14 protein-coding genes, 2 pseudogenes and 2 riboswitches are annotated in these 14,481 nt (G+C 62.0%); of the genes and pseudogenes, 8 read left to right on the plus strand and 8 right to left on the minus strand.

From position 1 onward, the window contains the following. Nucleotides 1–8: 8 nt before the first annotated feature. Together cobW and HYN69_RS19285 are read right to left on the minus strand one after the other, a co-directional pair. Nucleotides 9–1,043: a cobalamin biosynthesis protein CobW gene (gene cobW, locus HYN69_RS19280; protein ID WP_108437537.1), complete on the minus strand. Its 1,035-nt coding sequence runs from the start codon at nucleotides 1,041–1,043 to the stop codon at nucleotides 9–11. 3 nt (nucleotides 1,044–1,046) lie between these two features. Then, nucleotides 1,047–1,403 carry a DUF1636 family protein gene (locus HYN69_RS19285; RefSeq protein ID WP_108437538.1) on the minus strand — a complete coding sequence of 119 codons (357 nt, stop codon included), beginning with the start codon at nucleotides 1,401–1,403 and terminating at the stop codon, nucleotides 1,047–1,049. 89 nt (nucleotides 1,404–1,492) lie between these two features. After that, nucleotides 1,493–1,727: riboswitch (cobalamin riboswitch) on the minus strand. 43 nt (nucleotides 1,728–1,770) lie between these two features. On the opposite strand from HYN69_RS19285, the gene cobO reads away from it, so the two are divergent. Then, the gene (gene cobO, locus HYN69_RS19290) at nucleotides 1,771–2,424 is read left to right on the plus strand and encodes a cob(I)yrinic acid a,c-diamide adenosyltransferase (protein WP_108437539.1); all 654 of its coding nucleotides are present in this window, start codon (nucleotides 1,771–1,773) and stop codon (nucleotides 2,422–2,424) included. Nucleotides 2,425–2,428: 4 nt separating this feature from the next. Next, nucleotides 2,429–3,886, plus strand: a complete 1,458-nt coding sequence (locus HYN69_RS19295; RefSeq protein ID WP_108437540.1) for a cobyric acid synthase — start codon at nucleotides 2,429–2,431, stop codon at nucleotides 3,884–3,886. Here the strand turns inward: HYN69_RS19295 and HYN69_RS19300 are convergent. The 4 genes and pseudogenes from HYN69_RS19300 to HYN69_RS21595 all read right to left on the minus strand — a co-directional run. After that, a pseudogene (locus tag HYN69_RS19300) lies at nucleotides 3,883–4,847 on the minus strand (threonine-phosphate decarboxylase). The gene HYN69_RS19295 and the pseudogene HYN69_RS19300 sit on opposite strands and share 4 nt — an antisense overlap. Nucleotides 4,848–4,861: 14 nt before the next feature. Further along, complete coding sequence (locus tag HYN69_RS19305) at nucleotides 4,862–5,668, minus strand: propanediol utilization protein (RefSeq protein ID WP_159082584.1); 807 nt, start codon at nucleotides 5,666–5,668, stop codon at nucleotides 4,862–4,864. Then, the gene (bluB, locus tag HYN69_RS19310; RefSeq protein WP_108437542.1) at nucleotides 5,661–6,341 is read right to left on the minus strand and encodes a 5,6-dimethylbenzimidazole synthase; all 681 of its coding nucleotides are present in this window, start codon (nucleotides 6,339–6,341) and stop codon (nucleotides 5,661–5,663) included. The genes HYN69_RS19305 and bluB overlap by 8 nt, the downstream gene beginning before the upstream one ends. Before the next feature lie 42 nt (nucleotides 6,342–6,383). Continuing rightward, a riboswitch (cobalamin riboswitch) is annotated at nucleotides 6,384–6,569 on the minus strand. A 262-nt stretch (nucleotides 6,570–6,831) separates the two neighbouring features. After that, nucleotides 6,832–7,026, minus strand: a pseudogene (locus tag HYN69_RS21595) (hypothetical protein); the annotation flags it as partial. A gap of 494 nt (nucleotides 7,027–7,520) precedes the next feature. Here HYN69_RS21595 and HYN69_RS19320 point away from each other — a divergent pair. From HYN69_RS19320 to HYN69_RS19340, 5 genes are all read left to right on the plus strand, one after another. After that, nucleotides 7,521–8,906 (plus strand): Mu transposase C-terminal domain-containing protein, encoded by a 1,386-nt coding sequence (locus HYN69_RS19320; protein WP_108437543.1) that lies wholly within the window; start codon nucleotides 7,521–7,523, stop codon nucleotides 8,904–8,906. 1 nt (nucleotide 8,907) lies between these two features. Beyond that, entirely contained in the window at nucleotides 8,908–9,786 is an 879-nt protein-coding gene (locus HYN69_RS19325) for a TniB family NTP-binding protein (protein WP_108437544.1), read from the plus strand. Further along, nucleotides 9,723–10,568 carry a TniQ family protein gene (locus tag HYN69_RS19330; RefSeq protein ID WP_268902884.1) on the plus strand — a complete coding sequence of 282 codons (846 nt, stop codon included), beginning with the start codon at nucleotides 9,723–9,725 and terminating at the stop codon, nucleotides 10,566–10,568. The genes HYN69_RS19325 and HYN69_RS19330 overlap by 64 nt, the downstream gene beginning before the upstream one ends. 117 nt (nucleotides 10,569–10,685) lie before the next feature. Further along, nucleotides 10,686–12,044, plus strand: coding sequence for an ISKra4 family transposase (locus HYN69_RS19335; protein ID WP_108437546.1), 1,359 nt, complete (start codon nucleotides 10,686–10,688; stop codon nucleotides 12,042–12,044). Between the two features lie 34 nt (nucleotides 12,045–12,078). Then, nucleotides 12,079–12,636: a hypothetical protein gene (locus HYN69_RS19340; protein WP_108437547.1), complete on the plus strand. Its 558-nt coding sequence runs from the start codon at nucleotides 12,079–12,081 to the stop codon at nucleotides 12,634–12,636. Nucleotides 12,637–12,709: 73 nt separating this feature from the next. Here HYN69_RS19340 and HYN69_RS19345 read toward each other — a convergent pair whose 3' ends face one another. Beyond that, entirely contained in the window at nucleotides 12,710–13,225 is a 516-nt protein-coding gene (locus tag HYN69_RS19345; RefSeq protein WP_230426603.1) for a DUF411 domain-containing protein, read from the minus strand. A 50-nt stretch (nucleotides 13,226–13,275) separates the two neighbouring features. Then, a complete protein-coding gene (locus tag HYN69_RS19350) occupies nucleotides 13,276–13,887 on the minus strand; it encodes a hypothetical protein (RefSeq protein ID WP_108437665.1) in 612 nt (203 codons plus the stop codon). A 151-nt stretch (nucleotides 13,888–14,038) separates the two neighbouring features. Between HYN69_RS19350 and HYN69_RS19355 the strand changes: the two genes are divergently transcribed. Then, a complete protein-coding gene (locus HYN69_RS19355) occupies nucleotides 14,039–14,425 on the plus strand; it encodes a hypothetical protein (protein ID WP_159082585.1) in 387 nt (128 codons plus the stop codon). Nucleotides 14,426–14,481: the final 56 nt, after the last annotated feature.

A 14,481-nucleotide genomic window follows, 5' to 3' on the forward strand; every position in this document is an offset into this window, starting at 1 on the left:
GCGGGTCCTTATGCCTCCAGCGCGGCGCGGATCGCGGCAGGGTCGATGTGGTGATGTTCCGCGATCACCACCAGCCGCGACTGGCGCGGCCCATCACCCCACGGTCGGTCATATTGGTGGCGCACCCGCTCTCCGACCGCCTGGACCAGCAGACGCATCGGCTTGCCCGTCACAGCGACATGGCCCTTGACGCGCAGGATGTGCTGATTGCGCGCCAGACGCTGGATGCGCAGGGCCAAATCGTCGGGGTCGGTGATTTCGGGCAGATCGATCACCACGCTGTCGAAATCCTCGTGCTCGTGGTCATCCTCGCCGTCGTGATGGCTGGGGCGCGCGGCGATGTCATCCTCGGCAGCGGCGTTAAGGCCCAGGATGAGGCGCGGGTCGATCCGGCCATCCGTCACAGGCAGGATCGCCACCTTGCGCGACATCTCGGCCTCGATCACGCCGCGGGCGGCGGTCAGCCCCACCTCGCCTGCCAGATCGGCCTTGGTCAGCAGGATCAAGTCGGCGCACAGGATCTGATCCTCGAACACCTCGGACAGGGGGGTTTCGTGGTCGATGCTGTCATCCGCAGCACGTTGCGCATCCACCGCCGCCACATCGGGGGCGAAGCGCCCGGCTGCCACCGCCTCGGCATCGGCCAGGCCAATCACGCCGTCAACGGTGATCCTTGACCGGATCGCGGGCCAGTCGAACGCCTTGAGAAGCGGTTTCGGCAGTGCAAGGCCCGAGGTTTCGATGAGGATGTGATCAGGGCGCACCGGCATTGCCATCAGCGCCTCGATCGTGGGGATGAAATCATCGGCCACGGTGCAGCAGATACAGCCATTGGCCAGCTCGACGATGTTTTCCACCGGGCAGTTTTCATCGGCGCAGGATTTCAGGATGTCGCCATCCACCCCCACCGTGCCGAACTCGTTGACCAGGATCGCCAGACGCTTGCCTTGCGGGTTTTGCATCAGGTGGCGGATCAGCGTGGTCTTGCCTGCCCCCAGAAAGCCGGTGATGACGGTGACGGGGATTTTGGTCAGGTCGGTCATGGATCAGGTCTCCAGCGGGGGAATGCGGGCAAGCGTTTGCTTGCGAAAGATGGTGGGGCGGTCGCGCCAGGGCACGATACCATCGGCAGAGCCGGCAAACAGCCCGGCCCCGCGCAGGATTTCGGGCACGTCATCGGTGGTCATCCGGCCATAGACATAAGACCAGCCGCCTGCTTTGCTGAGCGCGATCGCACAACCATGATCGCAGGCCGACAGACATTCCACCGCGCGCAGGGTCACGCCGTCGGGCAGGCCCGACTGCGCGACCGTGTCAAACAGGGTTTGACCGGGGGCGGTTTGCCCGTCGGGCAGCGGCTGACCAGCGCGGCAGGTGGTGCAGACATGCAAGACAGTCGTCATGGCCTCTCCCGTAAGTGTCGCACGGGGCAGCCTGCGGCATGGGCGTGATGCGCCCAAACTCCGAAGGTCGCGGAACACCCCGTCCGCGCGTTTCAGTTCTGGAGCTGGCAGGTCTCCCGGCTTGCGGATCTCAAGGCGGGCGCAAGGCCTGCCCCGGCGGGCTGCCCGTCTTCCCGAACCTTGCGGCCAGTGACGTGGGGCAGACCTTTCCGGTCACGGTCGCGGGGGCGGCTGCGCTTGGGGTTGCGGCAAGGCGTGCCGCAAATCCTGTCGCATTCCCTTTTCACCTGTCCTAAGACAGGCACCAACTCCTTCATGCCGTAGTCTGCCACAAGGATTGCGCTGTCAAGAACAAGGAAACGTCTCGATGTCCGCCACAAACGACACCTCCACCGAAGGCCCGGGGCCCGGTCAGGCCGACGATCTGGCCCGCCACGCAAGCAAGATGGCCAAGAAAAAGGCCGCCCGCGACAAGATCATGGCTGGAAAAGCAGGCGAACGCGGGCTTTTGATCGTGCATACCGGGGCGGGCAAGGGCAAATCCTCGTCCGGGTTCGGCATGGTCTTGCGCTGCATCGCACATGGGATGCCCTGCGCCGTGGTGCAGTTCATCAAGGGCGCCTGGGACACCGGCGAGCGGCGCCTGATCGAGGGTCATTTCAGCGCCCTGTGCCAGTTTCACGCGATGGGCGAAGGCTTTACCTGGGAAACCCAGGACAAGGCCCGCGACATCGCCGCCGCCCGCGCCGGTTGGGAAAAGGCCAAGGAGCTGATCCGCAACCCCGATATCCGCTTTGTGCTGCTGGACGAGATCAACATCGCCCTGCGCTATGATTACCTTGATCTTGACGAGGTGCTGGCCTTCTTGCGCGCGGAAAAGCCGCCGCTGACCCATGTCTGCCTGACCGGGCGAAACGCCAAGGACGCATTGATCGAGGCCGCCGATCTGGTAACCGAGATGACGCTGATCAAGCATCCGTTCCGGTCGGGCATAAAAGCCCAGCCGGGGGTGGAGTTCTGACGCGATGCCCGCGCTGATGATCCAGGGCTGCGGGTCGAACGTCGGCAAGTCGATGCTGGTGGCAGGACTGTGTCGCGCGGCGGTGCGGCGCGGGCTGTCGGTCGCGCCGTTCAAGCCGCAGAACATGTCGAACAATGCCGCCGTCACCGCCGATGGCGGCGAGATCGGCCGCGCGCAGGCATTGCAGGCGATAGCCTGCGGGCTGGAGCCGGTGACCGACATGAACCCGGTGCTTCTCAAGCCCGAGTCCGAGGTGGGCGCGCAGGTGATCGTGCAGGGCAAGCGGCTGACGACCGCGCGGGCGCGCGATTATGCGGCGCTGAAACCGCAGTTGATGGGGGCGGTGCTGGACAGCTTCCATCGCTTGCGCGGGGCGCATGATCTGATGATCGTCGAAGGCGCGGGCAGCCCGGCAGAGGTGAACCTGCGCGCGGGCGACATTGCCAACATGGGCTTTGCCCGCGCCGCCGATGTGCCGGTGGTTCTGGTCGGCGACATTGACCGAGGCGGGGTGATCGCGCAGATCGTGGGCACGCAGGCGGTGATCGACGCGGGCGATGCGGGAATGGTTGCGGGGTTTGTCATCAACAAGTTTCGCGGTGATCCGCGATTGTTCGACGACGGCTATGCCTTCATTCAGGCGCGCACCGGCTGGCGCGGCTTTGGCGTGGTGCCGTGGTTTTCCAAGGCCCATCTCCTGCCCGCCGAAGATGCACAGGACATCGGGTCAAGCCCGCGCGGTCTTGGCGGCAATGACGCCGTGACCATCGCCGCGCTCTGCTTTTCCCGTATCGCCAATTTCGACGACCTTGATCCGCTCAAGGCAGAACCGGGGGTCAATCTGGTGATGGTGCAACCCGGGCAGGCCATTCCCGGAGACGCACGGCTCGTGATCCTGCCCGGGTCGAAATCGACGCGCGGTGATCTGGCGTTTCTGCGGGCGCAGGGCTGGGATGTGGATGTGGCCGCCCATATCCGGCGCGGCGGGCATGTGCTGGGCATCTGCGGCGGCTATCAGATGCTTGGCCAGTCAATTGCCGACCCCGACGGCATCGAGGGCCCTGCCGGAGAAACGCCCGGCCTTGGCCTGCTTGACGTGCATACCCTGATGACCCCCGACAAGCGTTTGTCGCGGGTGCGCGGCTGCCATTTGGCCAGCGGCCAGCCCATAGAGGGGTATGAGATCCATATCGGGCGCACCAGCGGCCCTGATCGCGCCCGCCCCTTTGCCCGGATCGACGGCCGCCCCGAGGGCGCGATCCATGTCCAAGGGCGCATCAGTGGCACCTATCTGCACGGCATGTTCCAGTCGGATGGCTTTCGCGCGGCGTTTCTTGCGGGTCTGGGGATCGACGCCGCCGGTCGCAGCCACAGCGCCGAGGTCGAGGCGACGCTTGACCTGCTAGCCGACCATCTGGAAACCCATTTGGACGTGCCGGGCCTGCTGGCGTTGGCACGTTAGGGCCGCAGGTCCTGCGAAAGGCGGTCCCACTCCGGCTCAGGTCCCGGCAGGCCCAGCCGAAGCAGGCAGCCCGACCAGGGGAAGATCCGGCTCCAGATCCTGTGGCGCGCCAGCCGGTGCTGCGCGGCTTCTGCGTCGGGCGTCTCATAAAGACGGAACAGCGTTGTGCCCCCGCTATCTTCCAACCCGCCACCCGGGCCAGATCATCGGCGCGGCCAGCGTCTAGTGCCAACTGCGCGCGCATTGCATCCGCCCAGCCCGTATCGGAGATCGCCTGCCGTCCGATCTCGATTGCCGGGCCAGAGACGGCCCAAGGCCCAGCCATCCGCGCCAGCGCCGCAATGTCGCTATCGGCCCCAAAGGCGAAGCCAAGCCGCAAGCCTGCCAGCCCGTAAAACTTACCAAAAGACCTCAGGATTAGCAGGTTATCCTGCCCTGCCCGCGGCAAAAGCGAAAGCCCGGGGGAGATGTCACCAAAGCTTTCGTCCACCACCAGAAACCCAACCTTTCGGGACAGGGTAAGCAAATCGTGCGGGGTATGGCGGCGCCCGTCGGGTTTATTGGGGTTCACCACCACGGCAAGGCTGGCACTGTGCAGGGCTTCTGGCGTGCTGACATTGGCAACATCCCAGCCTGCCTGTGACAGACACGCCGCGTGTTCGTTATAGGTCGGCCCCAGCACTGCCGCACGCCCGGCGGGCCGCAACAAGGGCATTAGTTGAATAGCCGCCTGCGCGCCCGCAAGCGCTATTCCGGCCGCTTGATCTGATGCTCCCCATGCGCGCGCCGCCTGCGCCACCAAACCCGCCTGACTTGCCCGAGTCGGCAGGCTGCGCCAACAGTCCGGGTCAAGCAGGGGCAATGGCCAAGGGCGGCGGTTGATACCCGTGCACAGGTCAATCCAGTCGCCCGTGCCGAAAACGGCCATCGCCTGATCCAGATTTCCGCCGTGATCGCGCATAGATGTGCTCCTTGTCATTCGCCCAAGGTGGCCAGATGATGAACACCTCGCAACCCAGCCTCACGCAATGCCGCCATACCATGGCGCGGCAGAGCGCCCGGGGCAAAGATCAGCGCCCGCGCCGCACCCGAATGCGACATCATCCACCCAAGCGCCCCCAGATCGTGTGCAAGCCGTTCGGTCGGGTCCTCCGACGGGCCGCGAAGGGCAACGCAGCGCGCCGCACTCTCGCTGGCAAGAGCGGCACGGGTGGCCAGCGGGGCCTCGGCCTGCCAACGCTCCAGAAGGTCCGATACGTCGGCATATGCCAGATCGCCCGCTTGCGTCGGCCGTGCTGGACCCCAAAACCCGGCCAGCAGGTGCGCGCGCGGCTGCGGCGACAATCGCGCCAGAACCCGCCCCTGACGCGAGGCCCACAAGAGCCGCGAAGGTTGGGCGAACATCAGCGGATCGCTGGCTCCTTCGGCGGCCACACAAGCCCGCGCCAGAGACAGCGGCGCAAGCGCCCGCCCAGCAAAGGCCGCGACCCCCAGCAGACCAGCGGTGGACATGCCAGTGCCCAGGCCAGGCGGATAAGGCACCCGCAGTAGGGTCCGCCCCGGTGGCAATCCACCAAGCGCCCGCGCAAACCGCGCCAGCAACGCCGGATCCATTGGGCCATGCGTCACCGACTGACACGCCAGCCCGACACCCGCACGCCAGCGCGCAATCACCCGCGGACCGGCAGGCGTCAGCGTGATCAGCGCCACTGGGCCAGCTGGCCCCAGCCGCCCCTGCATCCATTCGCCGAAATGGCAGGGCACCGAAATCGGTCTAGGCACGCCGCCCCCAGCGTTCGGCAAAAACAAGATCGGCCAGTGGAACCCGCTGGGCCCAGCCTTTCGCTTGCAACTCGGGCTCGGAATAAAGCGCATCGACATGGCCAAGGCACAGCCACGCCACCGCGCTGACATGATTGGGCAGATCCAACAGTTGCTGCATGTCGGCGGGGTCAAAGATGCTGACCCAACCGACGCCAATCCCTTCGGCCCTTGCCGCCAGCATCAGGTTCTGCACAGCGCATACAGTGGAATAGACATCCATCTGCGGTTGATGCGTGCGCCCCAACACCACTGGGCCACCCCGGCTGTGATCGCATGTGACACACAGGCTTATGGGTGCGGTCAGTATGCCCTCCAGTTTGAGCGACGAATAAAGCGCACGGCGGTCTTCGGGAAACATCGCCTGTGCCTCGGCATTGGCCTTGGCAAATGCCGTCTGCGCCCGAAGCTTTACTGCCTCTGACCGGATCACGATGAAATTCCAAGGCTGCGACAGCCCGACGGAGGGCGCATGATGCGCTGCTGTCAGCAGGCGCAACAGTGTGGCGTCGTTAATTGGGCGGTCGGTAAACTGACTGCGTACGTCGCGGCGGGTGTGAATCGCGCGATATACGGCAGCGCGCTCGGCCTCGGCAAACGGCCCGGCATCAGTCAAGAACGGTTCGGCGGTCATAGTCTTCCCCTGCACAGAAACGGGACCTGCGCCGGCCATCGCCCGCCCCGGTTTCGTCTGGCCGGTCTTCTGACTTGGCTTCATCCGGAACCACGCCTTCCCGAACCTTTCGGCCAGTGGCATTTGTGGTCCCGTCCACTTTACAGCGTTGGGCACGTCGCGGAGTTGCACCGCGTTCCCGATTATCCCCTCGCCAAGACGAAGGGCACCAGACAACAACTGGCTTAATCCCACTGAAACGCGCGCGCAACTGCACATCGGAGGGACGCCATCTCCAAGAACGCCATAGCTTGTGTGGCGGTAACTGACAAATCGGACTTGGGCGTTTCTCATGATTTTGTTGCGGTCCAAATGCTGCAACTTCGCCTTTTGGGTAGCTTGCCGTTAGCAAACAAGAAAGAACGCGTTTCAGAGGATCGAAATTTGTTTGCTCTGCAAAAACAAAAAGCCGTACTGCGACTTCGGTTCGCGGTTTCAATTGGGAGAGGTATCACCTCCGAATTTCTCCGGCCAAAACAGCACGGCCATGAACTGCAAGCGTCGCCGTGAACCTCGGACAACCCAACTGCCGGATGACGTCTACGATGCGTGCGTCGTAAGCAGCCTGCCCGATGAGGCGACAAAGGTCAGAGGCATGAAATTCCCGGTTGGAACTCGGCGCGGCGCGGATCTGGTCATGAAATTCCTGCATCTTGGGATCTTCTTTGGCCAACGGTTCTGGCTCAGATGAAGCTTTTGGAGCCGTGCTTGACGAACCGGTCCGCCAACGGCGCATGAACCCGAGTGTCGCGTAGCCCTTAAATGCGGTATGCGAAAGTCAACAAAATCAAAGGGGCGGCTTTGCCATTAAATATGGTATCTTGCCTTTAAATTCGACATTCTTGCCATTAAAGCTGACACAGGGTGCGCGGGGTTGGACGGTTGGCAGCGATAGTGGGTAATGACGAAGACTGTGGCGATTCTGGTGTTGAGGCGCTGCGCCGGGCATCGGTCCTTCGACCGCTTGTACAGGCGTATCTCAGCCGCACCGGGAGCTTGGAGAGCGGCATACGTGATGCAGTCTGGGAGCTTGGCGTCAGCAAGACCACTGTCTGGCGCTGGATTCGACGACTTGCGGAAGAAGGTGGCCGGACAAGCGCTCTTGTTCCCCGCAAACGCGGCCGACCCACGGGGTCGGTCATGGTGCCCGCTGATGTCGAAGGTATAATCGAAGACCATTTGACTCGATACTACCTTCGGCGAGAACGCCCCAGCCTGGCGCGAGTTGTGACAGAAATCCGCAGTGCCTGCCTTGAGAGTGGGTTTCAGCCGCCGACGCGCCGCACCGTTCAGCGGCGGCTTGATGCGATGGATGCCCGCGAAGTCATGAAAGCACGCGAGGGCGCAAAGGCAGCGCGCCAAAGGTTTGCGCCGGTGACGGGAAGGAACAGATCAGTACGACCGCTGGACGTTGTGCAGATCGATCACACACCAGCGGACATCATCCTTGTCGACAGTTTCGAGCGCAAACCCATCGGCCGGCCTTGGGTGACCTTGGCGATCGATATCGCCACGCGCATGGTGACGGGATACCACGTCAGCTTCGAGGCGCCGTCTCGCCTTTCGGTGGCCCTTTGCCTAACGCGGGCTGTTGCGCCCAAAGCAGAGTTTCTGGCCGACCTCGAGTGTAGTGTCCCGTGGCCCGCGCAGGGCAAGCCGGACAGCATTCACGTCGACAATGGTCGCGATTTTCGGTCACGCGCCTTTCAATCGGCCTGCGCCGAATGGGGGATCAATCTGGTCTATCGCCCGCCGGGGAGCCCTCACTTTGGTGGGCATGTCGAGCGGCTGATCGGGACCATGATGGGCGCGGTGCATCTCTTGCCAGGAACAACGCAGTCGTCGGTCGCGGCCAAGGGCGGCTATAACGCGGAAGCCATGGCGGCGATGACTTTGCGAGAGTTTGATCGGTGGTTTGCCTTGGAAATCTGTCGCTACAACAACAGCATTCATTCGAGCCTTGGCTGCACACCTGTCGCCAAGTGGGAAGCGCTCGCCGGGGAGATGTCCGGCGACATCCCTTTCGACATGGAGGCGTTTCGGGTGAGTTTCCTGCCAAGTGAGCTGCGGCAAGTACGTCGTGACGGCATCCATCTGTTCGACCTGCGCTACTGGTCCGACGCCCTCGCGGGCTATGTCGGTCGCCAGGACGGAAAGGTGGTCGTCCGCTACGATCCCCGCGATCTCTCGTCCGTCTGGATCGAACTGGACGGCGACAGATGTGTCGAGGCCCGGTACCGCAACCTTGAAATCCCGCCGGTGTCGCTCTGGGAATACCGGGAGGCCATGCAAAAGGCACGGGCCATGGGCAAAGTGGGCACGAATGAATTGGTCCTTGCCGAATTGATCCGGCAGCAACGCCAAATCGAGGGTGAGAGCCGCGCGCTGACCAAGGCAGAGCGCCGATCCCGTGAAAGGAGTTCTTCGATGAAGGGTCTGGCCGCCGATGATCGGGTGTCGGAGGGGCTGCGACCAGTCGACACCGGTGATACATCGCGCCCCATGTTTAAGGTGGAGCGCTGGTGAATTGAGGACAGAAACAGAAGCAGACGGCCGCATCGCCCTCATTCAATCGGATATCTGGATCGGCTTTCCGCGGGCGGAACAAGTGCTGGACCGGCTGCAAGGCCTTATCGAGATGCCACGGCAGACTCGAATGCCGGGCCTTCTCGTGCATGGGGCCTCTGGCATCGGGAAGACGATGATCGCCCGCAACCTGTCGCGCAGGTACGCGCCGGAATACGATCCGGAATCAGGTATCACGCGCACTCCGCTGCTTCTTTTGCAGGCACCACCAGCGCCGGACGAGCGGCGGTTCTACATGCACATCCTCGCTGCCGTCGGCGCTCCGTCATCAGCGTTAAGCTTGCGGGCCCAAAGCGTCGCTTCGCTTGAGGTCCGCGTTGTTGGCCTTCTTCGCGACCTCGGGCTTCGGATGATCATGATTGACGAAGTCCACAACCTCCTCGCGGGAACCCATCGCGAACAACGCCGCTTCCTGAATGTTCTGCGTTATCTCAGCAATGAACTCGAGGCATCGCTGGTTTGCTTTGGAGTCAGCGAAGCGGTCGATGCCATTCGCGGCGATGTCCAACTCGCGCGACGCCTGGATGAACACCACCTGCCAAACTGGCGCGACGATGCCGAGTTCTCGGACATGATCCAGACCCTGATCGCGGCCATGCCGCTCGCGAAGAAGTCCAATCTGAAGGTCAAATCGCTCAAGCAGATACTGGCGCTGACCGGCGGGGTGACCTCGCGGGTATTTTCCTTGGTCAAGGACCTATCCATCGACGCAATCGTCACTGGCCAAGAATGCATCACCGACGATGCAGTCGCAAAATGGACGCCCGTTTGGTCGCGCCATGCGAATACCCAGCGACGGCTCGAGAAGGCCAGAGCTTGAAGCGGAGCCCGTTGCCGAAAACTGTCACGCCTCTTGCAGATGAGCTGCTTTCTGGATGGCTGACGCGATTGGCGGTCACCAACCATTGTGAGGTCGACGAACTCCTGGCGCATATCGGAGTCGATACGCGACAGGTCGCCATGCTGGATTTTGAAGTTGAGGTGGCCGCGACCACAGCAGAAAAGATATCGATTGCGGCCCGTGTTGCCTCTGAAACTGTTCAATCCCTTACCTTTGGGACAATGACCCAAACCGAAGCCCTGATGACGGCGCAGGTCGCGTTCCAGTCGTGTCCCGACTGCTCTCGGCGTGGCATAGCGCTCAAACAGTGGCGGAAGTTATGGGCATTCGATTGCCAGATCTGCGGCACCCGACTCCTTTCGATCCTCATCAAGCCTGATCGCAGCCGAATATCCGAAAAGCTGGTGCGTCGTGCTCGAAGCGGGGCAGGGATGCTCGAAAGCGCGGTGACGTCCAACTGCGCCAACAAACTTCGACGCGCCATGCGGGCGGCCACCTATGCCAAGGCGCTCAAGTCCGTTCGCGCGGATACCGCCTTTGCCCTTCAAAGCCCCAGACCCGACGTTAGACTCTTCTGCCTTGCCGCCATCGCTGCAGCTCAGTCACGTCCGCTGGTGAAAGCGGCAATGTTCAGCACTGGCCTCGATGGGTACGCAAGAGTTGCCTTGCTTCGTGCGTTTGAAAAGGAGCCCCGCCTTCTTGCCGCAGTTGACCGGATCGTACTGCGAAACAGGGAAAGACTCCGACGAGCTGGCGTCTGAATGCCACGTTTAAAGGCAACAAACGTCGCTCAACGCGCGGTGTGCAGGATTTAAAGGGAGTGGGCAAAACTTGGGGGTGTCTGTGTATGTTGGTGGTTCATTGAGAAGGGAACTGCCATGGAAGTGCGGATTATTGTCGAGACGACCTTTGAGAACGGAACCACAAAGAGGCATCGTCTCGGCCGTTTGTCCCGCCCGTTTCGACGCACGCAGCCTGAGGGGTTCGGGTTGTTGCTCGAAGATGCGAAGACGATCCTGGGGCAATTGCAAAGTGCGATCCTGCACGACCAGATCGAGGAAATTTCCGAAGCCAGCCGGATCTGCCCGGACTGCGACGGGGTCCGGGCTATACATGATTATCGGTCGCGGGTGCTCGACACACTCTTCGGCAGGTTCGAGGTCAAAGCGCCGCGCATTCGGCGTTGCGCCTGCAATGCAAAATCCGATGTTGTCTTGGGCGGACCGCTTTCGCCTCTCGCTCACTTTTTCCCGGATCGATCGACCCCGGAACTGCGACGCCTTCAAGCCGAACTTGGAGCGCGTCATTCCTTTCGGGAAGCGGTGCGTATTCTGGAAACCTTTCTGCCTTGCGCGAAGCAGGTGAACACATCGGTGCGCAATCGACTGGGCAAAGTTGCCCGGGAAATCTGCGACAGCGAGCAGAATGAGCCGCTGGTTCCTTCAGCCGCCGAAGAGGCGCCTGCGCTGACGGTTTTCCTGGACGGTGCGCATATCCGATGCAGGCCGGAATATCAGAAGCGACACCTCGATGTTGTGGTCGGTAAAATTGAAGGCCACGATAGGTGCCGTCGCTTCGGCTTGGTGCAACAGGCGGTCCTGTCACCTGCCAGTCAGCTTCGCCAGCACTTGAGGGCTCTCGGTTGGGATCACGAACAAACCGTCACGGTAATTTCGGACGGGGAACCAGCCCTGCCAAACCTCGTCCGCAATGCCGTCGATGGAAAGGTCCGCCACATCCTCGACTGGTGGCATATCTCGATGCGTATTCAGCACGTCGAGAACGCCGTAAAAGGCCTGCTGCAGAGCAGGGGTTTCTCCGGCATTCCAGTGTTGTTCAAACGTCCGGCCGAAACACTGCGATGGTACCTTTGGCATGGGAAAGTTCTAACGGCCACGACCAGTCTGCAATGGTTGATCGTCGATTGCACGCGGCTGAATACAGATGATCGCATGGCGGCTGAAGCAGCCCGACGCGTGCAAGCCCGGTGCCGGGACCTCTATTCCTACCTTGCGAACAACATGGACAGCCTGACCGACTATGGTCGGCGGTACCGCACGGGTTTTCCGATTTCTTCATCCCGGGCAGAGGGCTGCGTGGACGACATCGGGAACACCCGCATGGGCAAGCGCCGCCGCATGAGATGGTCGCCCAATGGAGCCCACCGCGTGGCTGTTGTCCGCGCCGCCGTTCTCGACGGTCGGCTAACCGGAGCCTACCAAAGAGCAGCCGCATGACCCCCAAGTTTTGCCCACTCCCAGTCCCGTCCTGGTGGCCGCACTGTGGATGGGGATGTCAGGGATTGCATCGGCGCATTCGTTCACGGCCGCACTTCTGGTCGTCGGCGAAGACCTTGAAGTAGGCCTCGCCGAAGCCGTCCGCGGTTTCCTGCTGGCGGCGGACGAGCGGGATGGGCACGCGAATGAGACGTCTGACGGGCATTTGGGCGGGGTTGATGTGCATGTTCTGCCGCTTCCGCGCGAAGCAGCAGGGTTGGTCGAGGACCTGTTAGGAACACCTAGCGAGCCCCCCGATGTGGTGGTGGTCCTTGGCCCCGAGCCAGCAGCCAGCGCAACCGCGCGCGCGTATCAATCGGAAGGCATCGTCTTGGTGCAGGATGTCCTTCCAGCGGGATGGGAAGGCGAGAGTCAGATGGACAGTTTCGCGGCGCGTTACCGGCTCGTCCATGGCACGGCGCCCAGTGCAATGGCGGCCACGGCCTATCACGCCGCGCGATGTCTTGATGCCGCGATCAGACCATTGGACGGCGTCAACCTGCAGGCCGCGCTGGAAGAAGTATGGCGGTCAACCGAGTTGGGTTTGCCTTGATACTGCTGTGGCACCTGGAGACAAGCGCTTCGTGCCACTGCTTCTTGTGACGCCCTTTCATCCTGAAGCGAAGTCAGGCGCTCGGATAGCTGGTGAAGACCTGGCTGCTGCCATCGAGTCCGACGAGAAGAACCTCGTATGCCTCGCGCTCCGTCTCCGGTCCCATTCCGGGTGAACCGAACGGCATACCCGGAACGGTAAGTCCGACCACTTCTGGACGTTCGTCCAGAAGGCGGCGGATGTCTGCGGCGGGGACGTGCCCGTCGATGGTATAGTCATCGATCGTCGCCGTGTGGCAGGAGGACAGTTCTTCCGGAATGCCGCGCTCGCGCTTATACGCCGCGAGTTCTTCGATGCTGCGCTCCTCAAAGCTTACATTGAAACCATTCTCGCGAAGGTGTCCGATCCAGGCATTGCAGCATGGACAGCCGGGGTCCTTGACCACATGGATGCGCGCATCCGTTTCCGCCAGCATCGGTGTGGCGGCGATGGCCAGGAAAACTGGACCTGCAGTCAGAATGGTGCGACGCGTCATGTTCATCAAATGTACCTCATGTCGAAAGTTGTCGCCGACGATACCGCCGAACAATTGCTGTGGCGAGTGAAGTCGTGGTTTCTGCCGGAGCAATCACCAAAAAACTACTCCAGCTGCGCATCGCTGGCCTGGACCAGCAGAACCCCATGATTTTGATCGGCATCGTCATCTGTGATTTTTCGGGTCGTCACGCCTGGAAGCTCAGCAAAGCCCTCCATCATCCGTTTCGGGAACCAGGTCATAGGGAGGCTCTCGAAGCCTGGAACGCCTTCCAGCACGCGCGACAAGGCAATGGTGCAGTTGGCCTTTGGTACGGCACCGTAAGCCATGGCCCGCTGCATGATCATCGCGGCTATTTCAGGGGAAACCTCGACTGTCTGTTCCACGACGTCGAAGGTCTCACGGGCGTGGTAGTCGATGTAGAAATCCACCATCTTCGGGGTGATCCCGAAATGGACATCATTGCGTTCGGGAAGTCTGGGATGCCGCCAGGATCCAGCCGGATCGAACAGAACACGCTCTGATCCGTTAATCAGGAGTCCCGCATGCGCACCCGCACCGCTTCGGGTCGAGAGTACCGTGTAGAGAGTAACCGAGGTCGGCCCGGGATGCGCATAGCGCGCGGTCGCGACGACATCATCCGGCGCCCAGATAGGTTCGGCCCCGCAGGCGGCCAGACTAATCAATGCTGTGAGGGCGAGGAGGAGCTTTTTCATCAAATCATTGTCCCGCATTTTCCTGAATGGTCCTGCTCGCCGGACGCGGTTTCCAGTAAACTTTGCGATAGCGTTTCAAGAAATCAGAAAACTCGGCATTGTTACCGCACGCGAGACAGCCCGATGTCGGGCAGGGACACCAAACTGTCAGGTGACGGCAACGGCCCATCCTGATAGTATTCCAACCATGACATTTACGACCTTTGGCATGCGTGTCCTGATCTTTGCCGCCTACCTTTTGGCGGCGATCTTGCCCGTGATGGCTTTGGGCGAAGGGCGCGGGCAATCTCAGGTCGACCATGCACAGATAATGGCGATGGCTGGCCATTTGATGCCCATGCAGACGACTGACGGTCCTGACAGCGACGCGCAACAGGTTCTTTGCCAGCAGCATTGCCTTTTCGCCACTGCGGCCTTGCCCGCACCGAACGGTGGTACCGAAGTGGTGGCGCGTGCCGCCGATGTCGAGCTCCATTTCGGCTTGCTGTTTGCTTCGCTGGCCATTCCGCCTCTGGGGCACCCTCCCAAAATGCAGTGATTTGACCCCGCGGTTCCGGCCTGAGCCGGAAACCGCTCGTCCCAATCATCTAGCGA

The organism is Gemmobacter aquarius, assembly GCF_003060865.1.
Taxonomy (GTDB): domain Bacteria; phylum Pseudomonadota; class Alphaproteobacteria; order Rhodobacterales; family Rhodobacteraceae; genus Paragemmobacter; species Paragemmobacter aquarius.